Consider the following 26849-nt stretch of genomic DNA (forward strand, 5'->3'; position numbering starts at 1 on the left):
GCCGTCGGCGGGCTCGGGGGTGGGTCGCCGGGTGGGTCGCCGGGTGGGTCGCCGGCGGGCTCGGGGCGGGTCGTCGGGCGGGCTGCCGGGTGGGCCGCCGGGGTGTGCGCGGCCCTGGGCATCTCGTCGGCCACCCCCTAACATGACGGACCGTCAGATCAGTGGCCGCAGGCCCCTGAGCGGAAGGAGCCCGATGATGGACGCCGCCTTCACCCCGGAGCAGGACGAGATCCGCCGCACCGTGCGCGAACTGCTCACCGAGCACGCCGGATCCGACGACGTCCGGAGCGCCGTGGGGACCGCCGACGGATACGACACGGCCCTGTGGCACCGGCTCGCCCGGGACCTCGGGCTGCCCGGACTCGCCCTCCCGGAGGAGTACGGGGGCGTCGGCTGCGGCCTCACCGAGCTTGCCGTCGCCTGTGAGGAGACCGGACGCGCGCTGCTGCCGTCACCGCTGATCGCCACCGCCGCCCTTGCCGCCCCCCTGATCTCCGCACTCGGCACCGACGCACAGCGCGGCGCGCTGCTGTCGCGCATCGCCTCCGGGGGCCTGACCGCGACCCTGGCCGTTCCCGGCGCCTCGCTCTCCACCGCGCTCGGCCTCACCGCCGACCCCGCCGACGGTGCCTGGGCGGGGGGCGGCCGGGCGGGTGGCATACAGGCCCGGCCCGATGCCGACGGGACGGGCTGGCGGCTGTACGGGGAGGCCGTTCAGGTCCTCGACGGGCACAGCGCGGAACTCCTTCTGGTCGCCGCCCACGCCGGCGGCTTCCCGCGCAGCCGTACGCTCCTCTTCCTGGTCCGCCCGGACACGGCGTCCGGCCTCGTGCGCGCCCGCCGTACCTCCCTGGACGAGACCCGCCCGCTGGCCCGTGTCGAACTGCGCGACACCGGGGCCGAACTCCTCGGCGCGGACGCGGGCGCGGACGTGACCGGCGCACTCGCCTCGGCGGGCCCCCAGGTCGCCGCGCTGCTCGCGGCGGAGGCGGTGGGGGCGGCGGCGAGCGCGCTGGAACGGACCGTCCGGTACGTCGGGACGCGGGAGCAGTTCGGCCGGGCGATCGGCTCCTTCCAGGCGGTGAAGCACCGTCTCGCGGATCTGTACGTACGGGTGCAGGCGGCCCGCTCCGCCGCCCACTACGCGACCCTGGACCCGGCCGTCGCCGGGGGGCTCGCCCTCGCCCAGGCCCTGGAGGCGCTGCGGATCACCGCCGCCGAGGCCGTCCAGCTGCACGGTGGGATCGGCTTCACCTGGGAGCACGAGGCGCACCTGTACTTCAAACGGGCCGCCGCCGGTGAACTCCTCTTCGGGCCGGTCCACCGGCTCCGCGACCGTGCCGCCCGGCTGGCCGGGCTCTTCGCGCCACCGGAGGGCCCCGGTTCGCAGGGGAGCCCGTCGCCCCGGGCCCGGCGGCAGGCTCCGGGCCCGGCCTCGGCCGGACGGGTGGCCGTCTGATGGCGCCCGGACGCCGACTCGTCGAGAAGGTCTCCGCCACCCGTGCCTTCGCGAGGGTGGCCCCGCACGTCGTCCCCGTCATGGACCGGACGGTGCACCGGATCACGCGCGGCAGGGTACTGCTCAGCGCCCGGATGCTGCCGGGGCTGATCCTCACGGTGCCGGGTGCGAGGAGCGGGCGGCCCAGGACCACTCCGCTGGCCTGTATGCCGGAGGACGGTGCGGGGCGGAGCTGGATCCTGGTCGGCAGCAACTTCGGCCGCCCGGGGCATCCGGCCTGGACCGCGAACCTGCTGGCGGGCCCCGACAGGGCCGTCGTCAACTGGAACGGCAGGGACATTCCGGTGCGCGCCACCCTGCTGAAGGGCGCGGAACGCGAGGAGGTGTGGCGGGCGGCACTGAAATTCTGGCCCCCGTACGCCTCCTATCAGGCGCGGGTCGAGCGGGAGATCCGGCTCTTCCGGTTGGAACGTCTGGAACGGCCGGACGGGATCAAGGGCTGACCGGGGCCGACGGGCCCCGTCCGGAACGGGACGGGCGGGCCGCGAGCGGCAGGAGCGCCGCGAGGATGTGGCGAAGGCGTGGCGGGGAGGGCCGGAAGGGTCCGGGTGCGGGGGCGGGGGGGCCCCCCCCGGGGGGGGGCGCGCCCGGCCGGCGAGGCGGGGGGGGGGGGGGGGCCGCGGGGGGGGGTGGGGGGGGGGGGGGGGGGTGGGGGGGGGGGGGGGGGGGGGGGGGGGGTGTGTGGGGGGGGGGGGGGGGGGGGGGGGGGGGGGGGGGGGGGGGGCGCGCGGGGGGCCCCCCCCGGGGGGGGCCCCCCGGCGCCGAGACAGGACCTGGGGCGCCCGGGAGGACCGGACGGTGCCCAGTGGAGAGTGAGGGAAACCCGGTGCCGGTGCTACCTCGTCGGTTTCTTGCCGGTGATGCCCAGATGCACCAACAGGGCCAGATTCGGCTTGAGTTCCGCCTGCTTCACGCCCCAGGTGGTGAAGCCCTTCTGGTGGGAGGCGACGGCGGCCAGCATGGCGACCAACGAGCCCGCCATCGCGGCGGCGCTGACGTCCTTGTCGACCTTGCCACGCGCCTGGAGTTCCTTCACCGAGTCCGTGAGGGAGTTGGTGACCGAGTTCAGGATCTTCATGCGGATCTTGTAGAAGCGTTTGTCGCCCTCGGCCGCGCCGAGGTCGACCACCCGCAGGATCGCGTCATGATGCCGCCAGAAGTCGAGGAATCCCTCGACGAGTTCTTCGGCGGTCTGCCAGCCGGCCTTGCCGACCCAGGAACGGCCGGCGACCAGTTCGGTCAATCCGGCGCCCTCTTTGGCCATCTCCTCGGCGATTTCGAGGACCGCGCCCTCGACGTCGGGAAAGTATTGGTAGAAGGTCGCGGGTGAAGTCCCCGCCCTACGGGCGACGTCGATGACTTTGACGTCCCGGTACGGCGAGGAACTGAGCATCTCGCTGAGGCAGTCGAGCAGCTTCTGCCGCGTCGCCTGTCCGCGTCGGCCGGCTACGCGGCCGTCGACGGTGCGTACTTGTCCTGTCATGCCGTCAGCTTACCGAGGGGTGATCCGAGCGCGATTCGGCCGACTGCAAATGGGGCGCACCGCAGACCGGACGGGAGAGTGGCCGGATATCGACGCACCAGTCACGCGAAGGCGCGCGGCGCCCCGGGGCCTACGGAGAGATAAGTCTTATCAACAGCCTGTGGATAACTTCCGTGGATAACTTTCCGTGAGGGTGTGGGTATGGGGCCGAAGTGTCGAAGATGCGTTCGAATGCAGCGTTCCGGGTGCGATCGGGGCGCGATATGCCCCACTCCCGGCTACCTTGGCCTCGTGTGACGAATGTCACCGGCCGGGGTCATGGTGCACCGGAGGAGCGAACGGGACGGGCAGCGGGAGACCGCGGGCGTCCCCGCGCACGACTGTTGACGGAAGGATCCGGTCCCATGGCCGCATTCGCGCGATCCGCGCCGTGCTGGGTGGATGTGCAACTGCCCGACCGTGAAGCCGGTAAGCGCTTCTACGGCGAGCTGTTCGGGTGGACCTTCCGGGACGGCGAGGGCCCGTACTCCGACGCGCTGAGCGGCGGGAAGCTGGTCGCCGCCCTCGCCGCCAAGCGGGACGGCCGAATGCCCACCGCCTGGGGCGTCTACTTCGCCACCGACGACATCGTCGCGACCGTCACCCGGATCAGGGAGGCGGACGGCACGGTGATCACCGACCCCGTGCCGGCCGGCCGGCACGGGGTCGTCGCGCAGGCGGCCGACCCCGGCGGTGCCGTGTTCGGGCTCTGGCAGGCGGGTGACCGCGAAGGCTTCCAGAAGCAGAACGAACCCGTCTCGTTCTGCTGGACCGAGGTCTACACCCGGCAGAAGGACCGCGTCGACGCCTTCTACGAGGAGGTCTTCGGTTTCCGGGGCACCGACCTCGCCGCCTCGGGCACGGAAGGGCCGGAAACGGCGGCCGGGTCCGGCCCGGGCGGGCCGGGAGCGGGAGGGGCGGGGGGCGGCGAGTCCGGTCCGGATTTCCGCATGTGGTCCCCGGCGGGCACCGAACCGGGGCCCGACACCGCGATCGGCGGGCGCGCCGTGCTCACCGACGCCTTTCCCGCGGAGATGCCCAGCCACTTCCTGAGCTACTTCGCCGTCGAGGACTGCAACGCCACCGCCGGGCATGCCGTGCGTCTCGGCGGACGCATCACCGCACCGCCCTTCGACATCCCGCACGGGCGGACGGCGGTGCTCCAGGACGATCAGGGTGCCGTGTTCGCCGTACTTCAGCCCCCTGTGTCCGGGAAGCGGCAGGAGTGACCTGTGACACCCCGGTCCGCCCCCGGGTTCGCAACCGGGGGCCCAGCCAGGAACAATCGGGGTGCGCACCGCCGGGTGGTGCCCAGTGGTGAGACGCCGCACAAGGCGGGTTTTCGCGGGCTTCGGTTCCTGAGGTCCGTACGGGGAGGTGGCAGGGCAAGTGGTGGAGCAGCTGACGCAGCACGACCCGAGGCGGATCGGCCCGTTCGAGGTGCTGGGACGGCTCGGGGCCGGCGGCATGGGGCTGGTCTATCTCGCCCGCTCGGCATCGGGCCGGCGAGTGGCGATCAAGACGGTGCGCACGGAGCTCGCCGAGGACCAGCTGTTCCGGGTCCGCTTCACCCGTGAGGTGGAGGCCGCCCGGGCCGTCAGCGGCTTCTACACGGCCGCGGTGGTCGACGCCGACCCGCGGGCCGCCGTGCCGTGGCTGGCCACCGCCTACGTCCCCGCGCCCTCGCTGGAAGAGATAGTGAACGAGTGCGGGCCCATGCCGGTGCAGGCGGTGCGCTGGCTGGCCGCCGGGATCGCCGAGGCGCTCCAGTCGATCCACGGCGCCGGGCTCGTCCACCGGGACATGAAGCCGTCGAACGTGCTCGTCGTCGAGGACGGCCCCCGGGTGATCGACTTCGGGATCGCCTCCGGGGTCTCCAACACCCGGCTGACCATGACGAACGTCGCCGTCGGCACGCCCGCGTACATGTCGCCCGAGCAGGCCCGGGACTCGCGCAGCGTCACCGGCGCCAGCGACGTCTTCTCGCTCGGCTCGACGCTGGTCTTCGCCGCCACCGGCCACGCCCCGTTCCACGGCGGCAACCCGGTGGAGACGGTCTTCATGCTGCTGCGCGAGGGCCCGGACCTGGAGGGGCTGCCCGACGAGCTGCGGCCACTGATCGAGTCCTGCATGCAGATGGACGCCTCGCTGCGGCCCACCCCCGCGGACCTCCAGGCCCAGCTCGCCCCGCACCTGTTCGCCTCCGGTGGCGACGACAGCGGTACCGCCTCGGCCTGGCTGCCGTCCTCCGCCACCGCGATGATCGAGCAGCGCCGGGGCGGCCGCAAGTCCGTCCCGCCCGCGCCGGCTCCGGTGCCCCCGCCGCCCCAGCAGCCGCCGGCCGTCGACCCGCACCGGCAGCCCGACGCGGGCGGCCCGGTGCGGCTGCCCGGCGCGAAGGTACCGATCGGTCCCGGGCCGCGCGCCCAGGACGTCCGGTCCGCCGCCACGGCCGCCCCGGACGCCGGACCCGCGACCGGATGGGTGCGCCCGCCCATGGGGATGAACGCCGCGCCCGCCGGGGCCAACGGCGCCCCGCACGCACCCCTCCCCGCGCCCACGCACACCCCCGAGGCGCCGCCCCCGGACCGCTGGCGGCCCTGGCGGTTCCGGATGTCCAACGATGTCTGGGGCACCCCCGTCGTCGCCGGGGGCCTCCTCTACGTCACCTCGTTCGAGGTGCACGCCCTGGACATCGGCAACGGGCGGCGTCAGTTCAAGACCCGGGACGTGGCCTGGGTGATGGCCGTCGACGACGGACGCATCCACGCCTCCGACGGGCCGTCGCTGTACGCCCTGGACGCCACGACCGGCGCCGAGCGATGGCGGCTGCAGACCGATGCCTGGGTGTACTCCCTCAGGGCGGACCGCGGCACGGTCGTCACCGGCACCCGCGGCGGCGGCGTCCAGGCGTGGGAGGCGTCCACCGGCGAGAAGCTGTGGGAGGCCGGCGGCATACAGACAGATTTCGAGACGCAGGACGCCGGACCCGCGATCCACGACGGCACGGTCTTCCTCTGGCAGGACGCCCGGCTGCGCGCCGTCGACGCCCGTACCGGCATCGAGCGCTGGTCGTACCCCATCGGTGACGCGGCCTCCTGCGGCGGCGTGCCGGTCCGGCTGACCACGGCCCCGGACGGCTTCGTGTACATCAGCGCGGGGGCCCGGGTGCTGGCCGTCGACCTCGTGTCCGGTCACGTCCGCTGGCACTTCGAGTCGCCCGCGGTGTTCCTCTCCCCGCCCGCGTTCGCGCCCGGCCCCGCCGTCGCCGGCGGCGGGGTGTACCTCGCCGACTATCTCGGCACGGTGTACGCGCTCGACGCCTCCACCGGCAAGGACCGCTGGCGGATCGCCACGGAGTCCCGGCAGTCGACCGAACCGGCCCTGGTGACGGCGGGCAACGTGCACGTCGGCAGTGGCAGCGCGCTGTACACGCTCGACGCGGTCACCGGCACCCCGAAGTGGCGGTTCGCGGCGGGCGGCGAGGTGGTGGGCGCCCCGGTGGTCGCCGACGGCCGGGTCCACTTCGGCTCCGCCGACCACGTTCTGTACACCCTGGACGCGGCGGGCGGCCAGCTCCGCTGGAAGCTCGCGACGGGAGGCGAGATCACGGGCTCCCCGGTGGCGCAGGGCGGCGTCGTGTACGCGTGCAGCAAGGACCGTTGTGTGTACGCGCTGGACGCGCTGAAGGGCACGGGCACGGGCACGGGCAACCGGGCAAGGGCGTAGACAGTGTCCGGCGCCCCGGGCCCCTGCGTCAGGGGCGCGGCGGCCGATGCGTGTCCGGGCCCCCGCCGGGTTCCCCGCCCGGGCCGTCGTCCGGTCCCGTGTACGGGTCCGGTTCGGGCTCCGGCAAGGTGCTCGTCTGGACGGACGGCCCCGGCTCCTGCGTCGGCGGCCAGGTGTCCGGGTGCTCCGAGCCCGGCGCCGCGTACGGCCGGTCCTGTCCCTCGTGCGCGGGGTGCAGTTCATCGTGCGCGGGGTGCCGTCCTCTGCCGCGCCACCCTCCGCCGCGCCGCCCCGACATCAGGGCCGCGCCCAGAAGGATCAGTATCCCGCCCGCTGCGGCGCTCGCCACTCCCCACCGCAGCCCCGAACCGTCGCTCGCGATCGCCAGGCTGCCTGTTTCCTGCCCCTGGCGCACCATCCACAGCACGGTGAACCCGAGCACCACCACCCCCGCGACCGTCACCAGCGAGCGCGAGCGCAGCACCACCCCGATCACCGTCAGCACGGCCGTCAGGAGGAAGAGCAGGAAGATCGAGCCCATCAGGTCCGGCCGTCCGGCCGTGATGCCGGTGAACGGGTCGGCGATGCGATAGTCGCGTCCGAGGCGGCCGTCGTACCAGTCACGGAAGGGGCTCAGCACGGCGGCCGCCGCTCCGACGAGGGCGAGGACCGACCCGAGGACGTTGCGGATCATCGTCGGCCTCCTGCGTGCGCGCGGACCGGTGTCACGGAGGGGTGCCATGGTTCGGCACCGTCCCCGGCACCGACGCTACGCCCGCCCTCCGGCCCTCGCCACCGTGCGCTACCGTGACGCGGTCGTTCGAGGAACAACGGAAACAAGGCACGCGACAACACGCGATACGCGATACACAAACGCAGCGGAAACGCGCAAACGGAAACGTGCGACGGACGGCGCCCCATGGACAGCGCCACGGCGCGCGACGGACACGAGCACGAGGACAACAACACAAGGGGGGCTGCATCGATGATGTGGCGACACGTGAAACTCTCCGCGGTGCTGGTCGTGGTGGTGCTCGCACTCACCGGCTTCTCCAGCTCCGGCCACGGAAGCCGCAGCGGCAAGAGCAAGAGCAGGAGCGGGGGATCGAGCGGCAGCAGTGGCGGCGGTTGCTCCAACTCCAAGAAGAGCAACGGCGGTTACCACAGCAGCGTCCGCGACAACGACTACGGATCGTCGAGCGGTTCCTCGGACGGTGACGGCTACGGAACGGACCCGACGCCCGCCGCGTCCGACGGGCCCACCGCGTACGTGTTCCGGTGCGCCCGGCCCGGCAAGGGCAAGCGCAAGGCCGTCACCGCCGCCGCCGTCAGGCTCACCGCGAACGCCCTCGGCTCGCGCACCTACGAGGTCGACGTGACCTTCCTCGACGCCCGCGGCAACACCGTCGACACCGGTGAGGCGGAGGTGCGGGCCCAGGGCGGCGAGACCAGGACCGTCTCCGTGCGGATGGAACACCCGCGCAAGGTCTCCCAGGTGAAGAACTGCCGGGTCGAGGCGGAAGCCAGCCACTGACCCGGGCGGGGGTGCCACTATGCCGTTCGTCAATCCCGCGCTGTCGGTTGGGGGTGTCGGTCCGGTTCATGCGGCGGGGGTGACGGTGGGGGTTCGGGGCTCGTAGAAGGTTCCGTCGCGGAGCATGGCGAACATGAGACGGTCGAGGAGCACGTCGCCAGGCCGCCCTGCCGGCCTCAGCGCATCAGCATCGATCACGGCATCCGCGCCCGCTACCTCGCGGCCGCGGCTGGCGCCTTCGCTTCCTCGCGGTCCGAATGATCCGAGTGGTCTGCATACGTCGGGGTACGGCCGAAGTGGCGGCGCTGTCGGCGAATTCCCAGGTCTACGCAATTTATGCCGACGCGAAGGGCCATTCAGGTCGGGACAGTGTTCCCATGAAACGACGCACAGTGCTCAGGGCCCTCGGGTACGGAGTCGGGGGTTCGGTCGTCCTCGCCGGTGGCGGTTTCGGCGTCTACTACTACGCGGCGAAGGTGGACACGGTCGGCAAGGTTTCCTTCGACAAGGCCCTGTCGATCCCGCCGCTGGCGGAGTCGACGACCAACGCTTCGGGTGCCCGGGTCTTCACGCTCGGCATCCAGGCGGGCGAGACCCGGTTCAAGGCCGGGCAGGCCACCCGCACCTGGGGCGTGAACGGTACGTACCTCGGTCCGACGATTCGTGCGCGGCGCGGCGAACGGGTCGAGTTCGCGGTGAGCAACGGACTGGACCAGGACACCTCGCTCCACTGGCACGGGATGCACCTGCCCGCGGCCATGGACGGCGGACCGCATCAGGTCGTCACGGCCGGAGCGACCTGGCGGCCGCGGTGGACGATCGACCAGTCCGCCGCGACGCTCTGGTACCACCCGCACGTACACGGCTCGACCGCCGATCACATGTACCGGGGCCTCGGTGGGCTGTTCATCGTCGATGCCGAGGACACCGAGGTGTCGCAACTGCCGTCCCAGTACGGCGTCGACGACATCCCGATGATCGTTCAGGACCGGGCGTTCGACGGGGACAACCAGTTCGAGAAGCGGGTGCCGTTGATCGGCGGCGCGCTGGGCGTGATAGGCGACGAGATACTTGTCAACGGCACGATCGGCCCGTATGTCGACGTCACGACCAGGCTCGTACGGCTGCGGCTGCTCAATGGCTCCAACGCCCGCCTGTACAACCTCGGTTTCTCCGACGACCGGACGTTCACGCTCGTCGCCACCGACGGCGGCCTGCTCGCCAGGCCGTGGAACACCGAGCGCCTGTACCTCTCGCCCGGGGAACGCGTCGAGATCGTGGTCGCCTTCAAACCGGAAGACCGGGTCGAACTGCGCTCCTACCCGTCCGAGTACGGCGGCACCCTGGGACGGATCAACGGCTTCGACGACCAGCTCGACATCTGCCAGTTCCGGGCCGCGGCCACCCTGTCCGACAGCGCCGACATCCCTTCCACGCTCGGTGTCGCGCCGGACCTGGCCGGCGAGAAGGCCGCACAGGAACGCTCCTTCGTACTTGAGTCGGACAAGATCAACGGACAGTCAATGGCGATGGACCGCATCGACTTCGGGGCCCGCGTGGACACGGTCGAGGTGTGGGACGTGGTCAACGACAACGGCTTCATGCACAACTTCCACGTCCACGACGTGCAGTTCCAAGTGCTGACGGTCGGTGGCGAGAAGCCGGAACCACACCTGCGAGGCTGGAAGGACACCATCCTGCTGCCACCGGGAAAGCACTTCCGGCTGGCGTTGCGCTTTCGCGACCACACCGATCCGAACATGCCGTACATGTACCACTGCCACCTCTTGCAGCACGAGGACAACGGAATGATGGGCCAGTTCGTGGTTCTGGACGACGGCGAGAAGGTCGGCGTGGTGCCGCAGCAGTCGCACCATCATTCCTGAAGTCGGCCACCACACGCCGGAGGCGCAATCACTGAGGGCGACCGGCTGAGCGACCCCTGGACCGGCCCGATGACTTGATGCGCTGTAACCTCAAGTCTGTGCAGACGTCGGCTCCCACTCCCGGTCCGCTGCTCGGCAGGAAGTACGAGACGCGGCGCCTTCGTGAGCTGATCGACATGGCGCGGGCAGGCCGGGGCGGCGTCCTGGTCCTGCGTGGTGAGGCGGGGATCGGCAAAAGCGCGCTGCTGGCGCACGCGGAAGGGATGGCGTCCGGATTCCGCGTGTTGCGCACGGGTGGGTCCGAGCTGGAGGCGGAGCTGCCCTTCGCCGCGCTGCACCAGCTCTGCCTTCCGGTGCTGGGCCACCTGCCCGAGCTGCCCACCGAGCACCGCCGGGCGCTCCGGAGCGCTTTCGACCTGGCATCCGGGAGGCCGGACGTGTTCCGGGTCGCTCTGGCGGCCCTGGGCCTGCTGACGGCAGCGGGCCAGGAGCAGCCGGTACTCTGCGTGGTCGACGATGCGCACTGGCTCGATGCGGCCTCGTCGAAGGCGCTGGCGTTCCTCGCCCGGCGTGTCTCCGCTGAATCCGTCGCCATGGTGCTCGCTGCCCGGCTGCCGTACGAGGCGGGCGAGCTGGACGGCCTGCCGGGTCTGAGCGTCGCCGGGCTGAGCGACACCGACGCACGAGCACTGCTCAGCGCGCAGAACCACGAGACACTCGACGCACAGGTGCGTGACCGGCTCGTGGCCGAGGCGCGGGGAAACCCACTGGCCCTGCTCGCCCTGCCCAGAGCCGGCGGGTTCGCCCCGCCGCGACCCGCCTCGGTGCCGACCCGGGTCGGACACGAATTCCGGGCCATCTTCTCCCGTCTGCCTGTGCAGGCGAGGCTCCTGCTCACGATCGCCGGGGCCGACCCGACCGGCGACCCCGGACTGCTCTGGCCCGCCGCGCGTGGTCTGGACATCGACCTGCCGACCGCCGGTGCGGCCGCCACCGCGACCGGACTTGTCGAGTTCGGCACCCGCGTGCGCTTCTACCACCCCCTGGCGCGCGCTGCGGCATACGAGGCCGCCGCGACGGAGGAGCGGCTGCTGGCCCATCGAGTGCTCGCCGACGCCACCGACCCGGTCGCCGACCCCGACCGGCGTGCATGGCATCGCGCCCAGGCCACCGCCGTCCCCGACGAGGATGTCGCCGCGGAGCTGGAGCGCTCGGCGGCCCGGGCCCAGGCACGTGGTGGCGCGGTGGCCACGGCGGCCTTCCTCGAACGCGCGGCGGAGCTGTCGCTCGACACCGCACAGCGGATCGAACGGACCCTCGCGGCCACGCGCGCTCACCTCGACGCGGGCACGATCAACAAGGCGGTGGCACTGCTCGGTACTGCCGACAGCTCGAATCTTGACGAGTTCCAGCAGGCGGAGACCGATCTGCTGCGGGGCAGGATCGCCCTGGCACGGGTCGACGACAGCGAGGGGCTGACGTGGATGCTGCGGGCCGCGCGGCGGCTTGCGCCCCTGGCCCCCGGGCGCTCCCGGGAGAGCTACCTGGAAGCACTCGAAACGAGTCTGCTCGTCGGACGCTCGAACGGGGTGACGGACGCGGTCCTCGCCGAGGCGAAGTCCGCTCCGCCGCATCCACCAGACATCCTGGACGCGCTGGACGTCCTGGCCGTGAACGGGCACCGGGCGGCCGTCCCTCTGATCAGGGAGGCCCTCGACGGGCCGGAGGAGCCCCTGTGGATACGGCATCCCGCGCTCGCGATCATCCTCACGGCCGAGCTGTGGGACCCGGAAACCCACGAGCGGATAATCGAGTGGCTGCTGAAGTCGGGCCGTGAGTCGGGATCACCGTTCTTCCTGCGGCTCGGTCTCGCGCAGGCCGCCACCGCCGCCGCGCTGACCGGCGACCTCGACAAGGCCATGGCCATGATCGCCGAGGAGCAGGCGATTGCCGACGCGACCGGTACACCTCCAGTCACCTACCACCGGCTGCAGTTGGCCGCGATGCGCGGACGCCGCGAGGAGGCGTCCGCGCTGTTCGAAGCCGTGCTGACAACGGCCACTGCCACCGGGCAGATGATCTCCAACGTTCACTGGGCGAGCGCCGTGCTCAACAACGGCCTGGCCAGTTACCGGGACGCCCTGGCCGCAGCACGACGTGCCACGGCCGACGGGGAACTCTTCACCGCGGGGTTCGCCCTGCCAGAGCTGGTGGAGGCGGCCGTACGATGCGGCGAGCACGCCGCGGCCGCCTCCGCGCTGGCGTCGCTGACCGAACGCACCGAGGCATGCGCAACCCCCACGGGCCTGGGGATCGCCGCCTACGCGCGAGCGCTGGTGACGGGAGCTGAGAGCGACTACCGGGAAGCGATCACTCATCTCACCGACACCCCGATGCTTCCGTACCGGGCCAGGGCCCACCTCCTGTACGGGGAATGGCTGCGGCGGCAGGGCCGCAGGCAGGACTGCCGACCTCATCTGCGCACCGCGCACGAGCTCTTCTCCGGGGCCGGGCTGGAGGCGTTCGGCCGGCGCGCAGCCGACGAGCTACGTGTCACGGGTGAGACAGCGCGGAGCCGCACCGATCACGCCCGCGATCAACTCACCATGCAGGAGCTGCACATAGCGCGGCTGGTTGCCACCGGCGCGACCTCGAAAGAGGTGGCAGGCAGGCTGTTCCTCAGCCCACGAACCGTGGACGCCCACCTGCGCAACGTCTACCGCAAGCTGGGCATCAACTCCCGCAGGCAGCTCAGGGACCGCACCGACCTGCGGCCTGCCGTCTAGTGCCGCTCCGGGCAAACCTTGCCGGTCACGGCACTAGCAACCTGAGCTCCTCAAGCCCCGTGGACGGCACCCTGCCCTCCGGCCCCGAGCCGCGAGACCGGCCGGTGCCCACTGCCTTTCGACGACGGCGACGGCGACGGCGGTCCAAGGTCCGTGCCCTCCCGTCGCGGGCCTCAGCGCAGCCGGAAACCGCCCGTGCCCCGCCCCCGGAAGAGCCCGGCCTGCCGCTCCGACGGCAGGTTCCCGAGCGCGATCAGGTGCGCGGCGTGGGCCATGGCCGGGGCTCTGGCCGCCTCCTTCGCCGACCACACCGCGCGCACCGTCCCCTGTACCGCCTCCGTCGGGTACCCGGCGATCACCTCCGCCGCGCGCAGGGCCGCCGCCACCGCGCCACCGGGCTCCGTCACCTCGCTCACCAGCCCGGTCTCGTACGCGCGCCGCGCCGTGACCCGTTCGGCCGTGCCCATCAGGGACATCCGGGCCACCTCCCCGAACGGCATCCGCTGCGCCATGGAGATCGCCTCGTAGGCGCTGACCATGCCGTACGTCGTGTGCGGGTCGAAGAACGTCGCCTCCTCGGACGCGATCACGAACTCCGCCTCGCCCAGCAGGTAGAACGCTCCGCCGCAGGCCATCCCCTCCACCGCCGCGATCACCGGTTTCCACAGGTCGTTCGCCTTTGGCCCGATGGTGAGCAGCGGATCGTCGATCGTGTACGGGGACGAGGGCTGCGGCACCCGTGCCGACCTGTCGATCCCGGTGCAGAAGGCCCGGCCGCCCGCGCCGGTGACGACGACCGCCCGCACCCCGTCGTCGTACCGGAACGCCCGCCAGACGGCGGACAGTTCGGCGGCCGTCGCCAGATCGATCGCGTTCAGCCGGTCCGGTCGGTCCAGGGTGACGAGCGCGACCCCGGTCGCCTCGTCCGTCTCCGTCCGCAGAGTCACGGCCGCCTCCCCCTCACCGCTCCAGCAGCCAGCGCACCAGGGTCACCCCGGAGGGGTCCGGGCAGAACACCGCCCGCACCGGCGCCCCGATCCGCAGCCGCCCCGGATCGACCGAGTCCAGCGGCGCCGTCGGCCCGTCCACCACGTTCCCCACCAGCCGGATCCGCGGGGCATCGGCGAGTTCGACGACGACGGCGTTGTACGGGGCCTGCGCGGCGTACGCGGGCAGCAGCGGCGGATGCGGCAGCACGTACGACCAGATCCGGCCGCGCCCGCTCATGGGCCGCCACTCGCTCGCGAACGACCCGCAGTGCGGACAGCACGGCCGCGGCGGGAAGCGGAGTTTTCCGCAGTCCTCGGCGGCGCACGCCTGGACGCGGAGTTCGCCGCGGGCCGCGTACTCCCAGAAGGGCGCGCCGTCGTCGTCCACGACGGGTGTCAGCAGGGCATCCATCCCGGTCAACTCCTCAACTCCTCGACTCGTCGTTCCCATCGGGTTCGGTTCGGGCTCGGGCCCGCGGCCGGTCGCCGGATCCGCGGGGCGCCCGGTGCTCAGCTCCGCAGCAGCAGGGCGGACGTGGGGACGCCCTCACCGGCGGTGACCAGGCACGTCGCGGCGTCCGGGACCTGGGCCGTGGAGCTGCCGCGCAACTGCTTCACGCCCTCGTTGATCAGGTTGAAGCCGTGCACGTACCCCTCGCTGAGCCCGCCGCCCCCGGTGTTGATCGGCAGCCGCCCGCCGCTCTCCAGCGCCCCGCCCTCGGTGAACGCGGCCCCCTCGCCGCGCCCGCAGAAGCCGTAGCCCTCCAGGGAGAGCGGAATGAGCGGGGTGAACGCGTCGTAGATCTGTGCCACGTCCACGTCGTCGGGGCCGAAGTCGGCCTGCTTCCACAGCTGCCGGGCGGCCGTCCACGCCGGCCCCGAGAGCGGGTCGTCGTTCCAGTAGTTGACCATGCCGTGGTGCTGCGCGGGCAGCCCCTGGGCGACGGAGTGGATGTGGACGGGCCGGTGCCGGCAGTCCCGGGCCCGCTCGGCGGAGACGACGACGCAGGCCAGCGCCCCGTCCGTCTCCAGGCAGTTGTCGAACAGGCAGAGCGGCTCGCTGATCCACCGCGAGGTCATATACATGTCCCGGGTCAGCGGGCGCTCGTACATCACGGCGTCCGGGTTCTGGTTGGCGCGGTTGCGGCAGGCGAGGGCGACGTTGAAGAGATGGTCGCGGGTCGCCCCGTACTCGTGCATGTACCGCCGGGCCAGCATTCCGATCTCGTCGGCCGGCCGCAGCAGCCCGTACGGCCGGGTCCACTGGGCCGGGGTGGGCAGTTGCACCGCCGTGTTCTTCCACGGGCGCGGCCCCGACCCCCGCTTCCTGGACCGCCAGGCCACCCCGACGCTCGCCTGCCCGGTGGCCACCGCGGCGGCCAGATGCGCGACCGTGGCGCAGGAACCCCCGCCCCCGTAACCCACCTTGCTGAAGAAGGTCACATCGCCCGCGCCGATCGCCTTGGCGACCTCGACCTCGTCGGTCTCCTCCATCGTGTACGAGGCGAAGGCGTCCACCTCGCAGGCGTCGATCCCGGCGTCGTCGAGTGCCGCGAGGATGGCCCGGCAGGCCAAGGTCTTCTCGGACTCCGGGAGTTGTTTCGCGAACGCCGTCTGCCCGATACCGGCTATCGCCGTGCTGTCCTTGAGCGCCGTCACCGCCACCTCCGAGACCGTCATGACCGCTGACAGCGGCTGAGGCTACAGCTAATCTGACGGATAGTCAGCTACTGCGTCGACCGGCTGCCGCATCGGACGACCACGGCGCCGGTCGACCACTGCGTCAGGAGGCGAGCGATGCGCGACGACGAGGAGCGGGGCCGCGACGACGGGGCGTGGGGCCGCGACGACGGGGCGTGGGGCCGCGGAGACGAGGAGTGGGGCACCGTCCCGGGGCTGATACGCGCGGCGGCGCGTCGGTACGGGGACCGGGAGGCGGTCGTCGAGGGCCGGACCCGGATCTCGTACGCCGAACTCGGCGAGCGCGTCGAACGGGCCGCCGCCGCGTGCATGGCCGTGGGCGTCGAGGCGGGGGACCGGGTCGCAGTGTGGGCCCCGAACACCCTGGACTGGATCGTCTCCGCGCTCGGCGCGGTCACCGCCGGCGCGGTCCTGGTGCCCCTCAACACCCGCTTCAAGGGCACGGAGGCCGCGTACGTCCTGCAACGCAGCCGGGCGAAGCTCCTCTTCGTCACCGGTACCTTCCTCGGCACCTCGTACGTGGCGTCCCTGCGCCGGTCCGACGTGCCGCTGCCGCATCTGGAGCGGGTGGTGGTGCTGGCGGACAGCGCCCCCGACGACTACCTCACCCGCGAGGACTTCCTGGCCGCGGGGGAGGGGGTGTCCGGGGCGGCGGTCCGGTCCCGGGCCGAGGCGATCTCCCCCTGCGACCCCTCCGACATCATCTACACCTCCGGCACCACCGGCAGTCCCAAGGGCGCCGTCATCACCCACGCCCAGACCCTGCGCTGCTACGCGATCTGGAGCGAACTGGCGGGTCTGCGCGAGGGCGACCGCTATCTGATCGTGAACCCCTTCTTCCACACCTTCGGCTACAAGGCGGGTGTGCTCGCCTGCCTGATGCGGGGCGCGACGATGATCCCGCAGCCGGTCTTCAACGCGGACACGGTCCTGGCGAACGTCGCCGCCGAACGCGTCTCGGTGCTGCCCGGTCCGCCCACCCTCCACCAGTCCCTGCTCGACCACCCGGCCAGGGACGCCCATGACCTCTCCGCCCTGCGCCTGGTGGTGACGGGCGCGGCGGTGGTCCCGCTGAGGCTGGTGGAGCGCCTGCGCACGGAGCTCGGCATCGCGACCGTCCTCACGGCGTACGGCCTCTCCGAGGCGAGCGGCATCGCCACCATGTGCCGCCGCGGCGACCCGCCCGGGACGATCGCCTCGACCTCGGGCCGGGCCGTCCCGGGCACCGAGATCCGCGTCCTCGCCGAGCCCGGTTCCCCCGGCGAGATCCTGGTCCGCGGCTTCCACGTGATGGGCGGCTACTTCGAGGACCCCGGGGCCACGGCCGCGGCGATCACCCCGGACGGCTGGCTCCGCACCGGTGACGTGGGCGTCCTCGACGAGAACGGCAACCTCCGGATCACCGACCGGATCAAGGACATGTTCATCGTCGGCGGCTTCAACGCCTACCCCGCAGAGATCGAGCAGCTCCTCGGCCTGCACCCGGACGTCGCCGACGTGGCAGTGATCGGCGTCCCGGACACCCGCCTGGGCGAGGTGGGCAGGGCGTACGTGGTCCGCAGGCCGGGTGCCGCCTCCACCGCCGACGACCTGATCGCCTGGTCCCGCCGCGAGATGGCGAACTTCAAGGTCCCCAGGTCCGTGGAGTTCGTCCCCGTGCTGCCGCGCAACGCGAGCGGGAAGGTGCTGAAGGGGGAGCTCCGGCGGCGCTCGGCGTCCGACGGGTCAGGACGCTCCGGGGCCCCCGGCGGGCAGCCCGGGTGACCGGGCGGCCGCGGTGAGCGGGGCGTCGTCCGCGGGCGCGGCGCACGGTCGTGGACATGCGGCGGCCGCGACGGCTCCCCCTCCGCGCCGCCGCGGCCGTTCCCCCCGTGCAGATGTGGACTAGTTCGGCTTGGGCGCCGAGGCGTGGCTGTCGAGCGTGGTGATCGTCTCGTCCGATGCGTGGCTGTCCTGCACGGTGAGCTTCCCGCCCGATGCGTGGCTGTCCTGCACGGTGAGCTTCCCGCCCGAAGCGTGGCTGTCCAGGACAGTGAGCTCCTCGCCGGAGGCGTGGCTGTCCAGCGGCTTGATGTCGGTCTTCTTGGCGTCGCTCATCGTGGTCAACTCCCATGACGTGTGTGGAGCAAGAGGTCGGGACGCCCGCCCGGTGATTCCCCCGTGGACCGCCGGACGGGCATCTCTGGGCCGTTCACCATAATGGGGCGGCCACTCGTCGATCCGTCTGCCCCCCGACGCGACGGGTCGATGGCAGTAAGAGTGTCGTCAGGCGATAAACGAACGATGAACGTCGGGACGGCGGACTCTCACGCGGCGGTCATGGGCTCCAGCAGGTCGCGGACCTCCTCCGCCTCCACGGCCCCCAGATCCTCGTAGATGGTCAGGGCCTCGCTCCAGCAGGCTCTGGCCCGGTCCGCCTGGCCCATGTGCTTCAACGCCCGCCCCAGGACCGTCAGCACGGTGCCGCGGCGCCACTCGCCCCCGATGCCGCGCAGCGCGATCGCCTGCTCCGCGTGCGCCGCGGACAGCGCGTAGCGCTGCGCGGCGAGGTGCACCTCGGCGAGCCTGAAGTGGGTGACACCCTCCCAGAGCGGCTGACGGTTCTCATGGAATATGCCGAGTGCCTGAGTCAGCTGGTCGAGTGCCTCGGGCAGACGGCGGGCCTGGGTGAGCGCGAGGCCGAGCGCGTACCGTCCGTTGGCGAGACGCAGCGCGAACCCCAACTGGTCGTAGATCTCGATGCCCTGCTCGGCGAGGTCCACGGCGCTGACGGTGCGGGACAGGGCCAGGTGGATCCTGGACAGGTTGCACAGTGCGCTCGCCTCGCCGGGCCGGTTGCCGTCCGCGCGGAAGGCGTCGATGGCCTCCTGGAGGTATGCCTCCCCCTCCGCGTGATGATTGCGGTAGATGGCGAGGATGCCCCGCTCGTTCGGCGCGTTCCCGCTGGTCCACGGGTCCTTGGCCACGGCGGCGAGCGCCATCGCGCGGTGGGCCTCGGCATCCGCCTGCTCGAACAGGCCGGCGTTGCTGTAGACCTGTGTGAGCGTGGTGCGCGCCCGGCCCTCGGTCTGGGGGTCGCCCGCGGCGATGGCGGCGTCGCGCAGCGCGGTGGCCGCGCTCTCGTACCGGCGGGCGTTGGCCCCCGACTCCGCGAGGTCCTTCACGGCCATCAGGAGATCGACGGCCCGCCGCTGGGTTCGCTCGCCGAGGGACTGGAGCACGCAGGCGAGCAGGCAGTTCGCCTCGGAGTACAGCCAGTCGAGTGCCTGGGAACGGCCGGCGAAGACGAGGCCCGGGTGTTCGGTGGGTTCGAGGTGATCCACCGTGCGGTCCCCCGGCCGCTCCAGCGCGTACACCCCCGCCGCCGTCGACAGGTAGAAGTCCAGCAGCCGGGAGAGGGCAGCCTCCCGCTCCCGGGGAGGCTGCTCGTCCCGCTCCGCGCAGGAGCGCGCGTACAGGCGCACCAGGTCGTGGTAGCGGTAGCGCCCCGGGGCCGCCGATTCCAGGAGGCTGGTGTCGACGAGGGTCTCCAGGACGTCCTCCGCCGCGTGCGCCTCCAGGTCCAGCAGCGCCGCCGCGGCGGCCAGGGAGATGTCCGGGCCGTCGGCGAGGCCCAGCAGGCGGAACGCGCGGGCCTGCGCGGGTTCGAGCTGCCCGTAGCCGAGTTCGAAGGTGGCCTTCACCGCCAGGTCGCCGGCCTGGAGCTCGTCCAGACGGCGGCGCTCGTCGGCGAGCTTGGCGGCCAGGGCGGAGACCGTCCAGGTGCGGCGGGCGGCCAGACGCGAGGCGGCGATACGGATGGCCAGCGGGAGGAAACCGCAGGCGGCGACCACGTCGAGGGCGGCCTCGCGCTCCGAACCGACGCGCTCCCGGCCCACGATGCGGGTGAAGAGCTGGAGCGCTTCTTCCGGTGACATCACGTCCAGGTCGACCAGGTGGGCCCCGGCCAGGTCCACCAGCCGCACACGGCTGGTGACCAGCGCCGCGCACCCCGCGGTCCCGGGGAGCAGCGGGCGGATCTGGGCCGCGTCGTGGGCGTTGTCGAGCAGGATCAGGATGCGGCGGCCGTCGAGCGTCGAGCGGTAGAGCGCGGCACGCTCGTCCAGCGAGTCGGGGATCGCCGTGTCCGCCGTGCCCAGGGCGCGCAGGAACGCGCCGAGGACCGTCTCCGGATCCGCGGCCCTCGCCCCCGCGCCCTGGAGGTCCACGTACAGCTGCCCGTCCGGGAAGTGCTGGCGCGCCTGGTGGGCGACGTGCACGGCAAGGGTCGTCTTGCCGACGCCGCCGATTCCGGCCAGCGCCGAGACGGCCATGACCGAGCCCTCCGCGGTCGCCAGCCGGTCTCCCAGATCCCGTACGAAGGCGGCGCGGCCGGTGAAGTCCGGGACGGTGGCCGGGAGCTGGGCGGGACGCACCGGAGCGGGGGCCGGGGAGGGTTCGTCGGCAGGGCGGGCCAGCTCCTCGTCGGCCCGCAGGATGCGCTGCTGGAGCTGGGAGAGCTCGGGGCGCGGGTCGACCCCCAGCTCGTCCGCGAGCAGCCGGCGGGTGTCCGCGTACACCGCGAGCGCCTCCGCCTGCCGGCCGCTGCGGTAGAGGGCGATCATGAGGAGTTCCCGCAGCCGTTCGCGCAACGGGTGCGCGGCGGTGAGCGCGGTCAGCTCGGAGACCGCCTCGGCGTGGCAGCCGAGGTCGAGGTCCAGGTCGAGACGGGTCTCGGTGAGCTGGAGCCGCCACTCCTCCAGCCGGGTGCGCTGGTTCTCCGCGTACGGGCCGGGCACGGAGGCCAGGGCCTCGCCGTCCCACAGACCGAGCGCCTTGCCGAGGAGTGTGCGGGCCTGGGACCGGTCGCCGCCCGCGCGGGCCTTCTCCGCCTCGGCCACGAGCTCCTGGGCCTTGGCCAGGTCGACGGCGTCGTGCCGGGTGCGGATCGCGTATCCGCCGGCGTCGCTGACCAGCGTCCGCGGGTCGAGGACCTTGCGGAGCCGGGAGGCGTACGTGCGCACGGCGGCGAGCGCCTGCGAGGGCGGGTCCTCGCCCCAGATGGCGTCGATGAGCTCGGAGGCGGTGGCCGTGCGTCCGGAGCGCAGGAGCAGTGCGGTCAGCAGGGCGCGCTGCTGCGGTGAACCGGACGGGAGGACCTCGCCGCCGCGCCAGGCCCGGACCGGACCGAGCACGGCGAAGCGCAGATCGGCGTCGTCGGCCGATCCTTGCCCGGGAGCACGTTGCTCCGGAACATGCATGCGCGGCCCGTTGTCACGGTCCATTGCTGCCCCCTGCCCTGCTCGCCCCGCCGGTCCTGCCGATCGTGCCGATGTGTTGTTCGTCCGGAAGGCCCACCGTCCATGTTCCGGCCGCGGAGGGCGTATCCGGATTGTTCCGTACCGCTGGTATCGCGCTCAACAGTCTGCCTTGTCGTGGCCGAAGACGTCAGCAGCGGGTGACCCTCTGCACAAGCCCTCGACAACGATCGCAGAACGGGGACCGGTCCAGGGAGCTGACGGTTCGTCAGATCGGCGCTACCGTGGTGGGCATGGAGACCTTCCCGAAGATCATCTCGGTGGACGACCACACGGTGGAGCCCGCTCATGTCTGGCGGGACCGGCTCCCGTCGAAGTACCTCGACCGCGGCCCCCGGATCGTCCGCGCACCCCTGAAGGAAATGACCTTCATGGGTGGAAAGTTCGCTCCCGTGATGGGGACCAAGGGTGACGAGGGCCCGATCGGCGACTGGTGGGTGTACGAGGATCTGCACCGGCCGCTCACCCGTCTGGACACGGCGGTCGGCTACGACAGGGACGAGATCAAGCTGGAGATCATCACCTACGAGCAGATGCGTCCCGGTTCGTTCTCGGTCCCCGAGCGGCTCGCCGACATGGACGTCAACCACGTTCAGTCCGCCCTCTGTTTCCCGACCTTCCCCCGCTTCTGCGGGCAGACGTTCACCGAAGCGAAGGACCGGGAACTGGGACTGCTCGGGGTGCGTGCCTACAACGACTGGATGGTCGAGGAGTGGTGCGGGCCCGAGTCGCGCGGCAGGCTCATCCCCCTCACCCTGATCCCGCTCTGGGACGCGGAACTTGCCGCGGCCGAGGTCCGGCGCAACGCGGCGCGCGGCGTGCGCGCGGTGGCGTTCTCCGAAATACCTCCCCATCTCGGGCTCCCCTCGATTCATACGGACGAGTGGGATCCGTTCCTGCGGGCCTGTGACGAGACGGGGACGGTGATCGCGATGCACATCGGCTCGTCCTCGAAGATGCCCTCCACCTCGGCCGACGCGCCGCCCGCCGTCGGCTCCACCATCACCTTCGCCAACTGCTGCTTCTCGATGGTCGACTGGCTGATGAGCGGCAAGTTCGAGCGGTTCCCCAACCTCCGGATCATGTACGCGGAGGGGCAGATCGGCTGGATCCCGTACATCCTGGAACGCGCCGACGTGGTCTGGGAGGAGAACCGGGCCTGGGGCGGCGTCGCCGAGAAGGTTCACCGCCCCCCGTCGGAGCTGTTCGCCGGGCACGTCCACGGCTGCTTCTTCGACGACGCGTTCGGGCTCAGGAACCTGGACGCGATCGGCGTCGGCAACGTCCTGTACGAGACGGACTATCCGCACTCGGACTCCACCTGGCCGAAGTCGCGCGAGGTCGGCGAGGCGCAGATGGGGCATCTGGACGCCGACGTGGTGGACCGGATCGTGCGCCGCAACGCCATCGATCTGCTCGGGCTGACCGACGACGGGCTGTGGGCGGGGCCCGGAGGACGGTAGGCGGCGGGGGCGGGGCGGGAGGGAACCGGGCGGGGCGGGAAGGGGGCGGGGTCGTCGGGCCCGGACGGCCGGCTCCGCAGTTTCGGGCTGGGGCGGGCGGAAAGCGCGCGGGAAGATCCCTGGGGAGAAGCGCGGCGGGGCGTTCGGGAGAAGGCGCGCGAACGAAAAAGCACGCGGAAAAGGCAGGAGTCCCGTTCCTCGCTTCCGCCACGGCGGAGGGAGGAACGGGACTCCTTCGGTACTGCTAGTCGGCCGCGATCGGCCGACCCGGGCAACTAGGCCGGGGTGACGTTCTCAGCCTGCGGACCCTTGGGGCCCTGAGTGACGTCGAAGTTCACGACCTGGTTCTCCTCGAGGGAGCGGAACCCGGACGCGTTGATCGCGGAGTAGTGGACGAAGACATCCGGGCCGCCGCCGTCCTGGGCGATGAAGCCGAAGCCCTTTTCAGCGTTGAACCACTTGACGGTTCCGGTAGCCATAAGCCCTCCTTGGGCCAAAGGGTTGCCCTGCTCCAGAACCTGCAAAGAAGTCTGAAAACTACAAAAGCCTGCGGGTTACATGCTCCGCAGGCTCTGTACTGCAAGGGAAACCAAACTGCAACTTGCGTCGAGCCTAGCACGCAGCATGTAGGGAAGGGTAGAGGGAAAGATCACTTCACCCGGATGTTTCATTGCCGTGCGGATGGGCCCGCGAAGGGCGTCTTCGAGAGGTGGCGCGGAGGTGTCCCGCGAGCACCTTCGGGGGCAACTCCGAGAGGCGCGGAAGGGGCTTCGGTGCCGCGGGGGCCGGGCATAGCCCGACAGGGGGACCGGATGATGCCGCGCGCACCCGGTGCCGTCCGCGTGATACCGCGGGTCTAGCCTCGCGATGTGGACAATTCAACCGTTTCAAGCCTCGCAGGCGACGGCCGTCGCAGTCGGCCGCGTGTCGGCCACATCCAGTTCCTGAACTGCCTTCCCCTCTACTGGGGGCTGGCGAGGACCGGAACCCTGCTCGATCTGGAGCTCTCGAAGGACACCCCGGAGAAGCTCAGCGAGCAGCTGGTCAGGGGTGATCTGGACATCGGTCCGATCACGCTTGTCGAGTTCCTCCGCAACGCCGACGACCTGGTGGCCTTCCCGGATATCGCGGTGGGGTGCGACGGACCGGTCATGTCGTGCGTGATCGTGTCCCAGGTGCCGCTGGAGCAGCTGGACCGGGCCCGGGTGGCGCTCGGGTCGACCTCCCGCACCTCCGTGCGGCTGGCCCAGCTGCTGCTTGCCGAGCGGTACGGGGTCAGTCCGGACTACTACACCTGCCCGCCGGACCTCGGCGTGATGATGCAGGAGGCCGACGCCGCCGTGCTCATCGGCGACGCCGCGCTGCGGGCCCACCTCCACGACGCGCCCCGGCTCGGCCTTCAGGTCCACGACCTGGGACGGATGTGGAAGGAATGGACCGGGCTGCCCTTCGTCTTCGCGGTCTGGGCGGCCCGCAAGGATTTCCTGGCGGCCGAACCCCACCATGTGGGCAAGGCCCACGAGGCGTTCCTCGCCTCGCGGGACCTCTCCCTGGAGGAGGTCACCAAGGTGGCGGAGCAGGCGGCGCGCTGGGAGGCCTTCGACGCGGAGGTACTGGAGCGGTACTTCACCACCCTGGACTTCCGCTTCGGTCCGGACCAGCTTGCGGGCGTGCGGGAGTTCGCGCGCCGGGTCGGCCCGACGACCGGCTTCCCGGCGGACGTGAAGATCGAGCTGCTCGGCGGCTGAGAGCCTGTCGGAGGTGCCCCGAAAGGCTCTGGGGGGCGCGGCGGCCGTAGGGGGGCGGGGCACGGCGGAAGCGGGCCCGGGGTGTGGGGGAAGCGGGCCGGCAGGTCCGGCGGAAGTGGGCCCGGGGGCGTGACGGAGGCGGGCCCGGCGGTGTGTGCGCGGGCCCGGCGGTGTGCGCGCGGGCGCGGTGCCGCCGGGTGGGGAGTGCGCCCCGGCGCGAGTCACGGGGTGGGGAGTGCGCCCCGGGAGAATGGGCCGGGATATGGATGAATCCCGAACTTCCGGGAGGGAAAACCCGCCGGTGTTCCCGGGAGGTCTTCCCATCGGTGTTCCCGCCGGTGTTCCCGGCGGCTCTCTCCGGTTCCCTCCCGTGTTCCGTCCCCGTGTTCTGTCATGTTCTCCCGCTTCTCCTGCTCCTCCCGCGTTCTTCTTCCTCGCCGTCAACGGTTCGGGTTAATACGCGCCGAATTGCCGATTCCCGGATGGAGTCCGGACAGAGTCCCGGTTGTGTGCCGGAATCGCTCGCGTGAACGATGTATTCACGCCTTTTGTTGTGTCGAAAGCAGTTGTTCGTTCCCTCGGGGGCGAAAACGGCGGATGGTTTCCTCTGGGAACGGATGACCTTCGCCGCCCGGTGTCGAGTTCGGAAGGGTTTGCCCGGCGCCGCCGACCGGTGAACCCTCTTCGCTCGCGGCACTAGGCTCCCGACCGGAGATCCGGCCGGGTACACAGGGGGAGTACGTATATGCAGCCGCTGGAAGCCGGCGAACCGCTGACCATCGGTGCCTACCGGTTGCTCGGCAGGCTCGGTGCCGGCGGCATGGGCCGGGTGTACCTGGGGCGCAGCGCGGGGGGCCGCACGGTCGCGGTGAAGGTGGTGCATCCCCACTTCGCCCTCGACGAGCAGTTCCGGGCCCGGTTCCGGCGTGAGGTGGACGCGGCCCGGCGGATCGGTGCCCAGTGGACGGCGCCCGTCCTGGACGCCGACCCGGACGCCCCCATCCCGTGGGTGGCCCACGGCTATGTGGCCGGTCCGCCGCTCTCCTCCGTCATCACCGAGCACGGGCCGCTGCCCGAGCACGCGGTGCGGACGCTGGGCGCCGGGCTCGGCGAGGCGCTGGCCGCGGTGCACGGACTGGGGCTCATCCACCGCGACGTGAAGCCGTCCAACGTCCTGCTGGCCCTCGACGGGCCCCGGCTGATCGACTTCGGGATCGCCCACGCGCTCGGCGCCACCGCCTCCCTCACCTCCACCGGGGTGTCCGTCGGCTCGCCCGGCTACATGGCGCCGGAACAGATCCGGGGCGTGGAGATCTCGGGGGCGGCCGACGTCTTCTCGCTCGGCGCGGTGCTCGCGTACGCGGCGACCGGCACCGCCCCCTTCCTGGGCGACTCGTCCGCCGTGCTGCTCTACAAGGTGGTGCACGAGGAGCCCGAGCTGGGGGAGCTGGAAGGGGACCTGCGGGAGGTCGTCGCCGGGTGCCTGGAGAAGTATCCGGAGGACCGGCCCACCCCCACCGAGCTGGCGCGGCGGCTGGCTCCGGGCGGGGCCGCGGAGCTGGTGGCGGCGGGCTGGCTGCCCGGAACGCTGGTGCGTGAGGTCAGCCGGGAGGCGGTCGCGCTGCTGGACCTGGAGCCGCAGGACGTGCCGGTGCAGTCGGGGCCGGTGCCGTTCAGCGGGGCTTCGTGGGGCTCGAACGGGCCGGACGCCTCGGGCGGGCCGGGTGGGCCGGACAGTTCCGGTGGTTCCGGTGGTTCCGGTGGTTCCGGCGGGCCGGGTGGTGCGGGTGGTGCGTTCGGCCCGTCTGCCGAGCCGTTCCCGTCCCCGTCCCCGTCCCCGTCGTACGAATCGACCCGGGCGCCGGGACGGGGTGGACCCGCCTGGTCCCCGACGGCGGCGGACAGACCGGCTACGCCCGAGCCCTCGTACCCGCACCCGTCGTCCGGGGGCTCCGGGCTGCCGGGGCAGCGGACGGCCGACCCCCGGTTCTCCGTCGGTGTCGATGTCGCTTCCGGTCCGTCGGGGACCGACACCCACCGGGGCCGACGGCTGAGCTGCACGGTCGCCCTCGCCGTGGCGGGCGCGCTCGCCGTCGTGACCGTGGGCGGTGCCTTCCTCCTCGACCTGATGCCGGGGGGCGGCGGGAACAACGTCGGGCAGGGCTCCGACACCGCCCCCTCCACGCAGCCCTCCCGGCCCTCCGCATCGGAGCCGGGGACGGGCTCGGGCCGCCCGGACCAGGTCGCCGAGGTCCCGAAGGAGTTCGTCGGCACCTGGCGGGGTCCGCTCACCGAGAAGACCTCCGGGGCGCCGCACGGCACGCTCACCGCGGTGATCACCGCGGGGAAGAAGGGCACCGACGTGGTCCGCATGACGACGGAGGTGTCCGCCCTCGGGCTGACCGTCCGCTGCAACAGCGTCGCCTCCATGACCTCGGGCACCGACGAGGAACTGATGCTCCGGGAGCGCGTCGACCCGGACCGCCCCGGCGACCGCACCTTCTGCACCTCCACCGAGACCGACGTCCGCTTCACCAGGGCCGGGGACGGCACCCTCCGGTTCCGTTCCGAGGAACGGACGGCGGGGCTCCCGTACGGCACGCTCACCCGGTCCGGCCGCTGACACCGACCGGGCCTGGCGTACGCTGAACCGGTCCGTGGAACGTTCAAAATCC

Annotated in this window: 19 protein-coding genes; 11 read left to right on the forward strand and 8 right to left on the reverse strand. The window is 72.0% G+C overall.

The features are described from left to right. The first annotated feature begins 196 nt into the window (after positions 1-196). Together ACF1CT_RS27910 and ACF1CT_RS27915 are read left to right on the forward strand one after the other, a co-directional pair. On the forward strand, positions 197-1459 hold the full coding sequence (locus tag ACF1CT_RS27910; RefSeq protein WP_391786724.1) for an acyl-CoA dehydrogenase family protein: 1263 nt from the start codon (positions 197-199) through the stop codon (positions 1457-1459). Next, the gene (locus ACF1CT_RS27915; protein ID WP_391786725.1) at positions 1459-1962 is read left to right on the forward strand and encodes a nitroreductase/quinone reductase family protein; all 504 of its coding nucleotides are present in this window, start codon (positions 1459-1461) and stop codon (positions 1960-1962) included. The genes ACF1CT_RS27910 and ACF1CT_RS27915 overlap by 1 nt, the downstream gene beginning before the upstream one ends. A gap of 392 nt (positions 1963-2354) precedes the next feature. Here ACF1CT_RS27915 and ACF1CT_RS27920 read toward each other — a convergent pair whose 3' ends face one another. Next, positions 2355-3002, reverse strand: coding sequence for a TetR family transcriptional regulator (locus ACF1CT_RS27920; RefSeq protein WP_391786726.1), 648 nt, complete (start codon positions 3000-3002; stop codon positions 2355-2357). A 404-nt stretch (positions 3003-3406) separates the two neighbouring features. On the opposite strand from ACF1CT_RS27920, the gene ACF1CT_RS27925 reads away from it, so the two are divergent. Then, positions 3407-4270: a VOC family protein gene (locus tag ACF1CT_RS27925; RefSeq protein ID WP_391786727.1), complete on the forward strand. Its 864-nt coding sequence runs from the start codon at positions 3407-3409 to the stop codon at positions 4268-4270. Positions 4271-4430: 160 nt separating this feature from the next. After that, positions 4431-6770 carry a serine/threonine-protein kinase gene (locus ACF1CT_RS27930; protein WP_391786728.1) on the forward strand — a complete coding sequence of 780 codons (2340 nt, stop codon included), beginning with the start codon at positions 4431-4433 and terminating at the stop codon, positions 6768-6770. Between the two features lie 28 nt (positions 6771-6798). Here ACF1CT_RS27930 and ACF1CT_RS27935 read toward each other — a convergent pair whose 3' ends face one another. Beyond that, positions 6799-7464, reverse strand: a complete 666-nt coding sequence (locus ACF1CT_RS27935) for a hypothetical protein (RefSeq protein WP_391786729.1) — start codon at positions 7462-7464, stop codon at positions 6799-6801. 291 nt (positions 7465-7755) lie between these two features. On the opposite strand from ACF1CT_RS27935, the gene ACF1CT_RS27940 reads away from it, so the two are divergent. From ACF1CT_RS27940 to ACF1CT_RS27950, 3 genes are all read left to right on the forward strand, one after another. Then, on the forward strand, positions 7756-8304 hold the full coding sequence (locus tag ACF1CT_RS27940) for a hypothetical protein (protein ID WP_391786759.1): 549 nt from the start codon (positions 7756-7758) through the stop codon (positions 8302-8304). A gap of 377 nt (positions 8305-8681) precedes the next feature. Beyond that, positions 8682-10190, forward strand: a complete 1509-nt coding sequence (locus tag ACF1CT_RS27945) for a multicopper oxidase family protein (protein WP_391786730.1) — start codon at positions 8682-8684, stop codon at positions 10188-10190. A gap of 98 nt (positions 10191-10288) precedes the next feature. After that, positions 10289-12976 (forward strand): AAA family ATPase, encoded by a 2688-nt coding sequence (locus tag ACF1CT_RS27950; protein WP_391786731.1) that lies wholly within the window; start codon positions 10289-10291, stop codon positions 12974-12976. Between the two features lie 173 nt (positions 12977-13149). Here ACF1CT_RS27950 and ACF1CT_RS27955 read toward each other — a convergent pair whose 3' ends face one another. From ACF1CT_RS27955 to ACF1CT_RS27965, 3 genes are all read right to left on the reverse strand, one after another. Next, the gene (locus tag ACF1CT_RS27955) at positions 13150-13923 is read right to left on the reverse strand and encodes an enoyl-CoA hydratase/isomerase family protein (RefSeq protein WP_391786732.1); all 774 of its coding nucleotides are present in this window, start codon (positions 13921-13923) and stop codon (positions 13150-13152) included. A 13-nt stretch (positions 13924-13936) separates the two neighbouring features. Further along, the gene (locus tag ACF1CT_RS27960; protein ID WP_391786760.1) at positions 13937-14377 is read right to left on the reverse strand and encodes a Zn-ribbon domain-containing OB-fold protein; all 441 of its coding nucleotides are present in this window, start codon (positions 14375-14377) and stop codon (positions 13937-13939) included. Positions 14378-14475: 98 nt separating this feature from the next. After that, complete coding sequence (locus tag ACF1CT_RS27965) at positions 14476-15645, reverse strand: lipid-transfer protein (RefSeq protein WP_391786733.1); 1170 nt, start codon at positions 15643-15645, stop codon at positions 14476-14478. A gap of 117 nt (positions 15646-15762) precedes the next feature. Here ACF1CT_RS27965 and ACF1CT_RS27970 point away from each other — a divergent pair, with 117 nt between their 5' ends. Further along, positions 15763-17430 carry a FadD3 family acyl-CoA ligase gene (locus ACF1CT_RS27970; RefSeq protein WP_391786734.1) on the forward strand — a complete coding sequence of 556 codons (1668 nt, stop codon included), beginning with the start codon at positions 15763-15765 and terminating at the stop codon, positions 17428-17430. A 120-nt stretch (positions 17431-17550) separates the two neighbouring features. Here ACF1CT_RS27970 and ACF1CT_RS27975 read toward each other — a convergent pair whose 3' ends face one another. Further along, positions 17551-17763 carry a hypothetical protein gene (locus ACF1CT_RS27975; RefSeq protein ID WP_391786735.1) on the reverse strand — a complete coding sequence of 71 codons (213 nt, stop codon included), beginning with the start codon at positions 17761-17763 and terminating at the stop codon, positions 17551-17553. A 209-nt stretch (positions 17764-17972) separates the two neighbouring features. Beyond that, positions 17973-20930, reverse strand: coding sequence for a BTAD domain-containing putative transcriptional regulator (locus ACF1CT_RS27980; protein ID WP_391786736.1), 2958 nt, complete (start codon positions 20928-20930; stop codon positions 17973-17975). Between the two features lie 266 nt (positions 20931-21196). Between ACF1CT_RS27980 and ACF1CT_RS27985 the strand changes: the two genes are divergently transcribed. Further along, positions 21197-22426, forward strand: a complete 1230-nt coding sequence (locus ACF1CT_RS27985) for an amidohydrolase family protein (RefSeq protein WP_391786737.1) — start codon at positions 21197-21199, stop codon at positions 22424-22426. Between the two features lie 275 nt (positions 22427-22701). On the opposite strand, the gene ACF1CT_RS27990 is transcribed toward ACF1CT_RS27985, so the two are convergent. Beyond that, on the reverse strand, positions 22702-22905 hold the full coding sequence (locus tag ACF1CT_RS27990; RefSeq protein ID WP_003967102.1) for a cold-shock protein: 204 nt from the start codon (positions 22903-22905) through the stop codon (positions 22702-22704). A gap of 390 nt (positions 22906-23295) precedes the next feature. On the opposite strand from ACF1CT_RS27990, the gene ACF1CT_RS27995 reads away from it, so the two are divergent. After that, positions 23296-24174, forward strand: coding sequence for a menaquinone biosynthetic enzyme MqnA/MqnD family protein (locus tag ACF1CT_RS27995; RefSeq protein WP_391786738.1), 879 nt, complete (start codon positions 23296-23298; stop codon positions 24172-24174). A 745-nt stretch (positions 24175-24919) separates the two neighbouring features. Further along, positions 24920-26797, forward strand: coding sequence for a serine/threonine-protein kinase (locus tag ACF1CT_RS28000; protein ID WP_391786739.1), 1878 nt, complete (start codon positions 24920-24922; stop codon positions 26795-26797). Positions 26798-26849 lie beyond the last annotated feature (52 nt).

This window comes from Streptomyces sp. NPDC014734, from assembly GCF_043083325.1.
Lineage (GTDB): Bacteria > Actinomycetota > Actinomycetes > Streptomycetales > Streptomycetaceae > Streptomyces.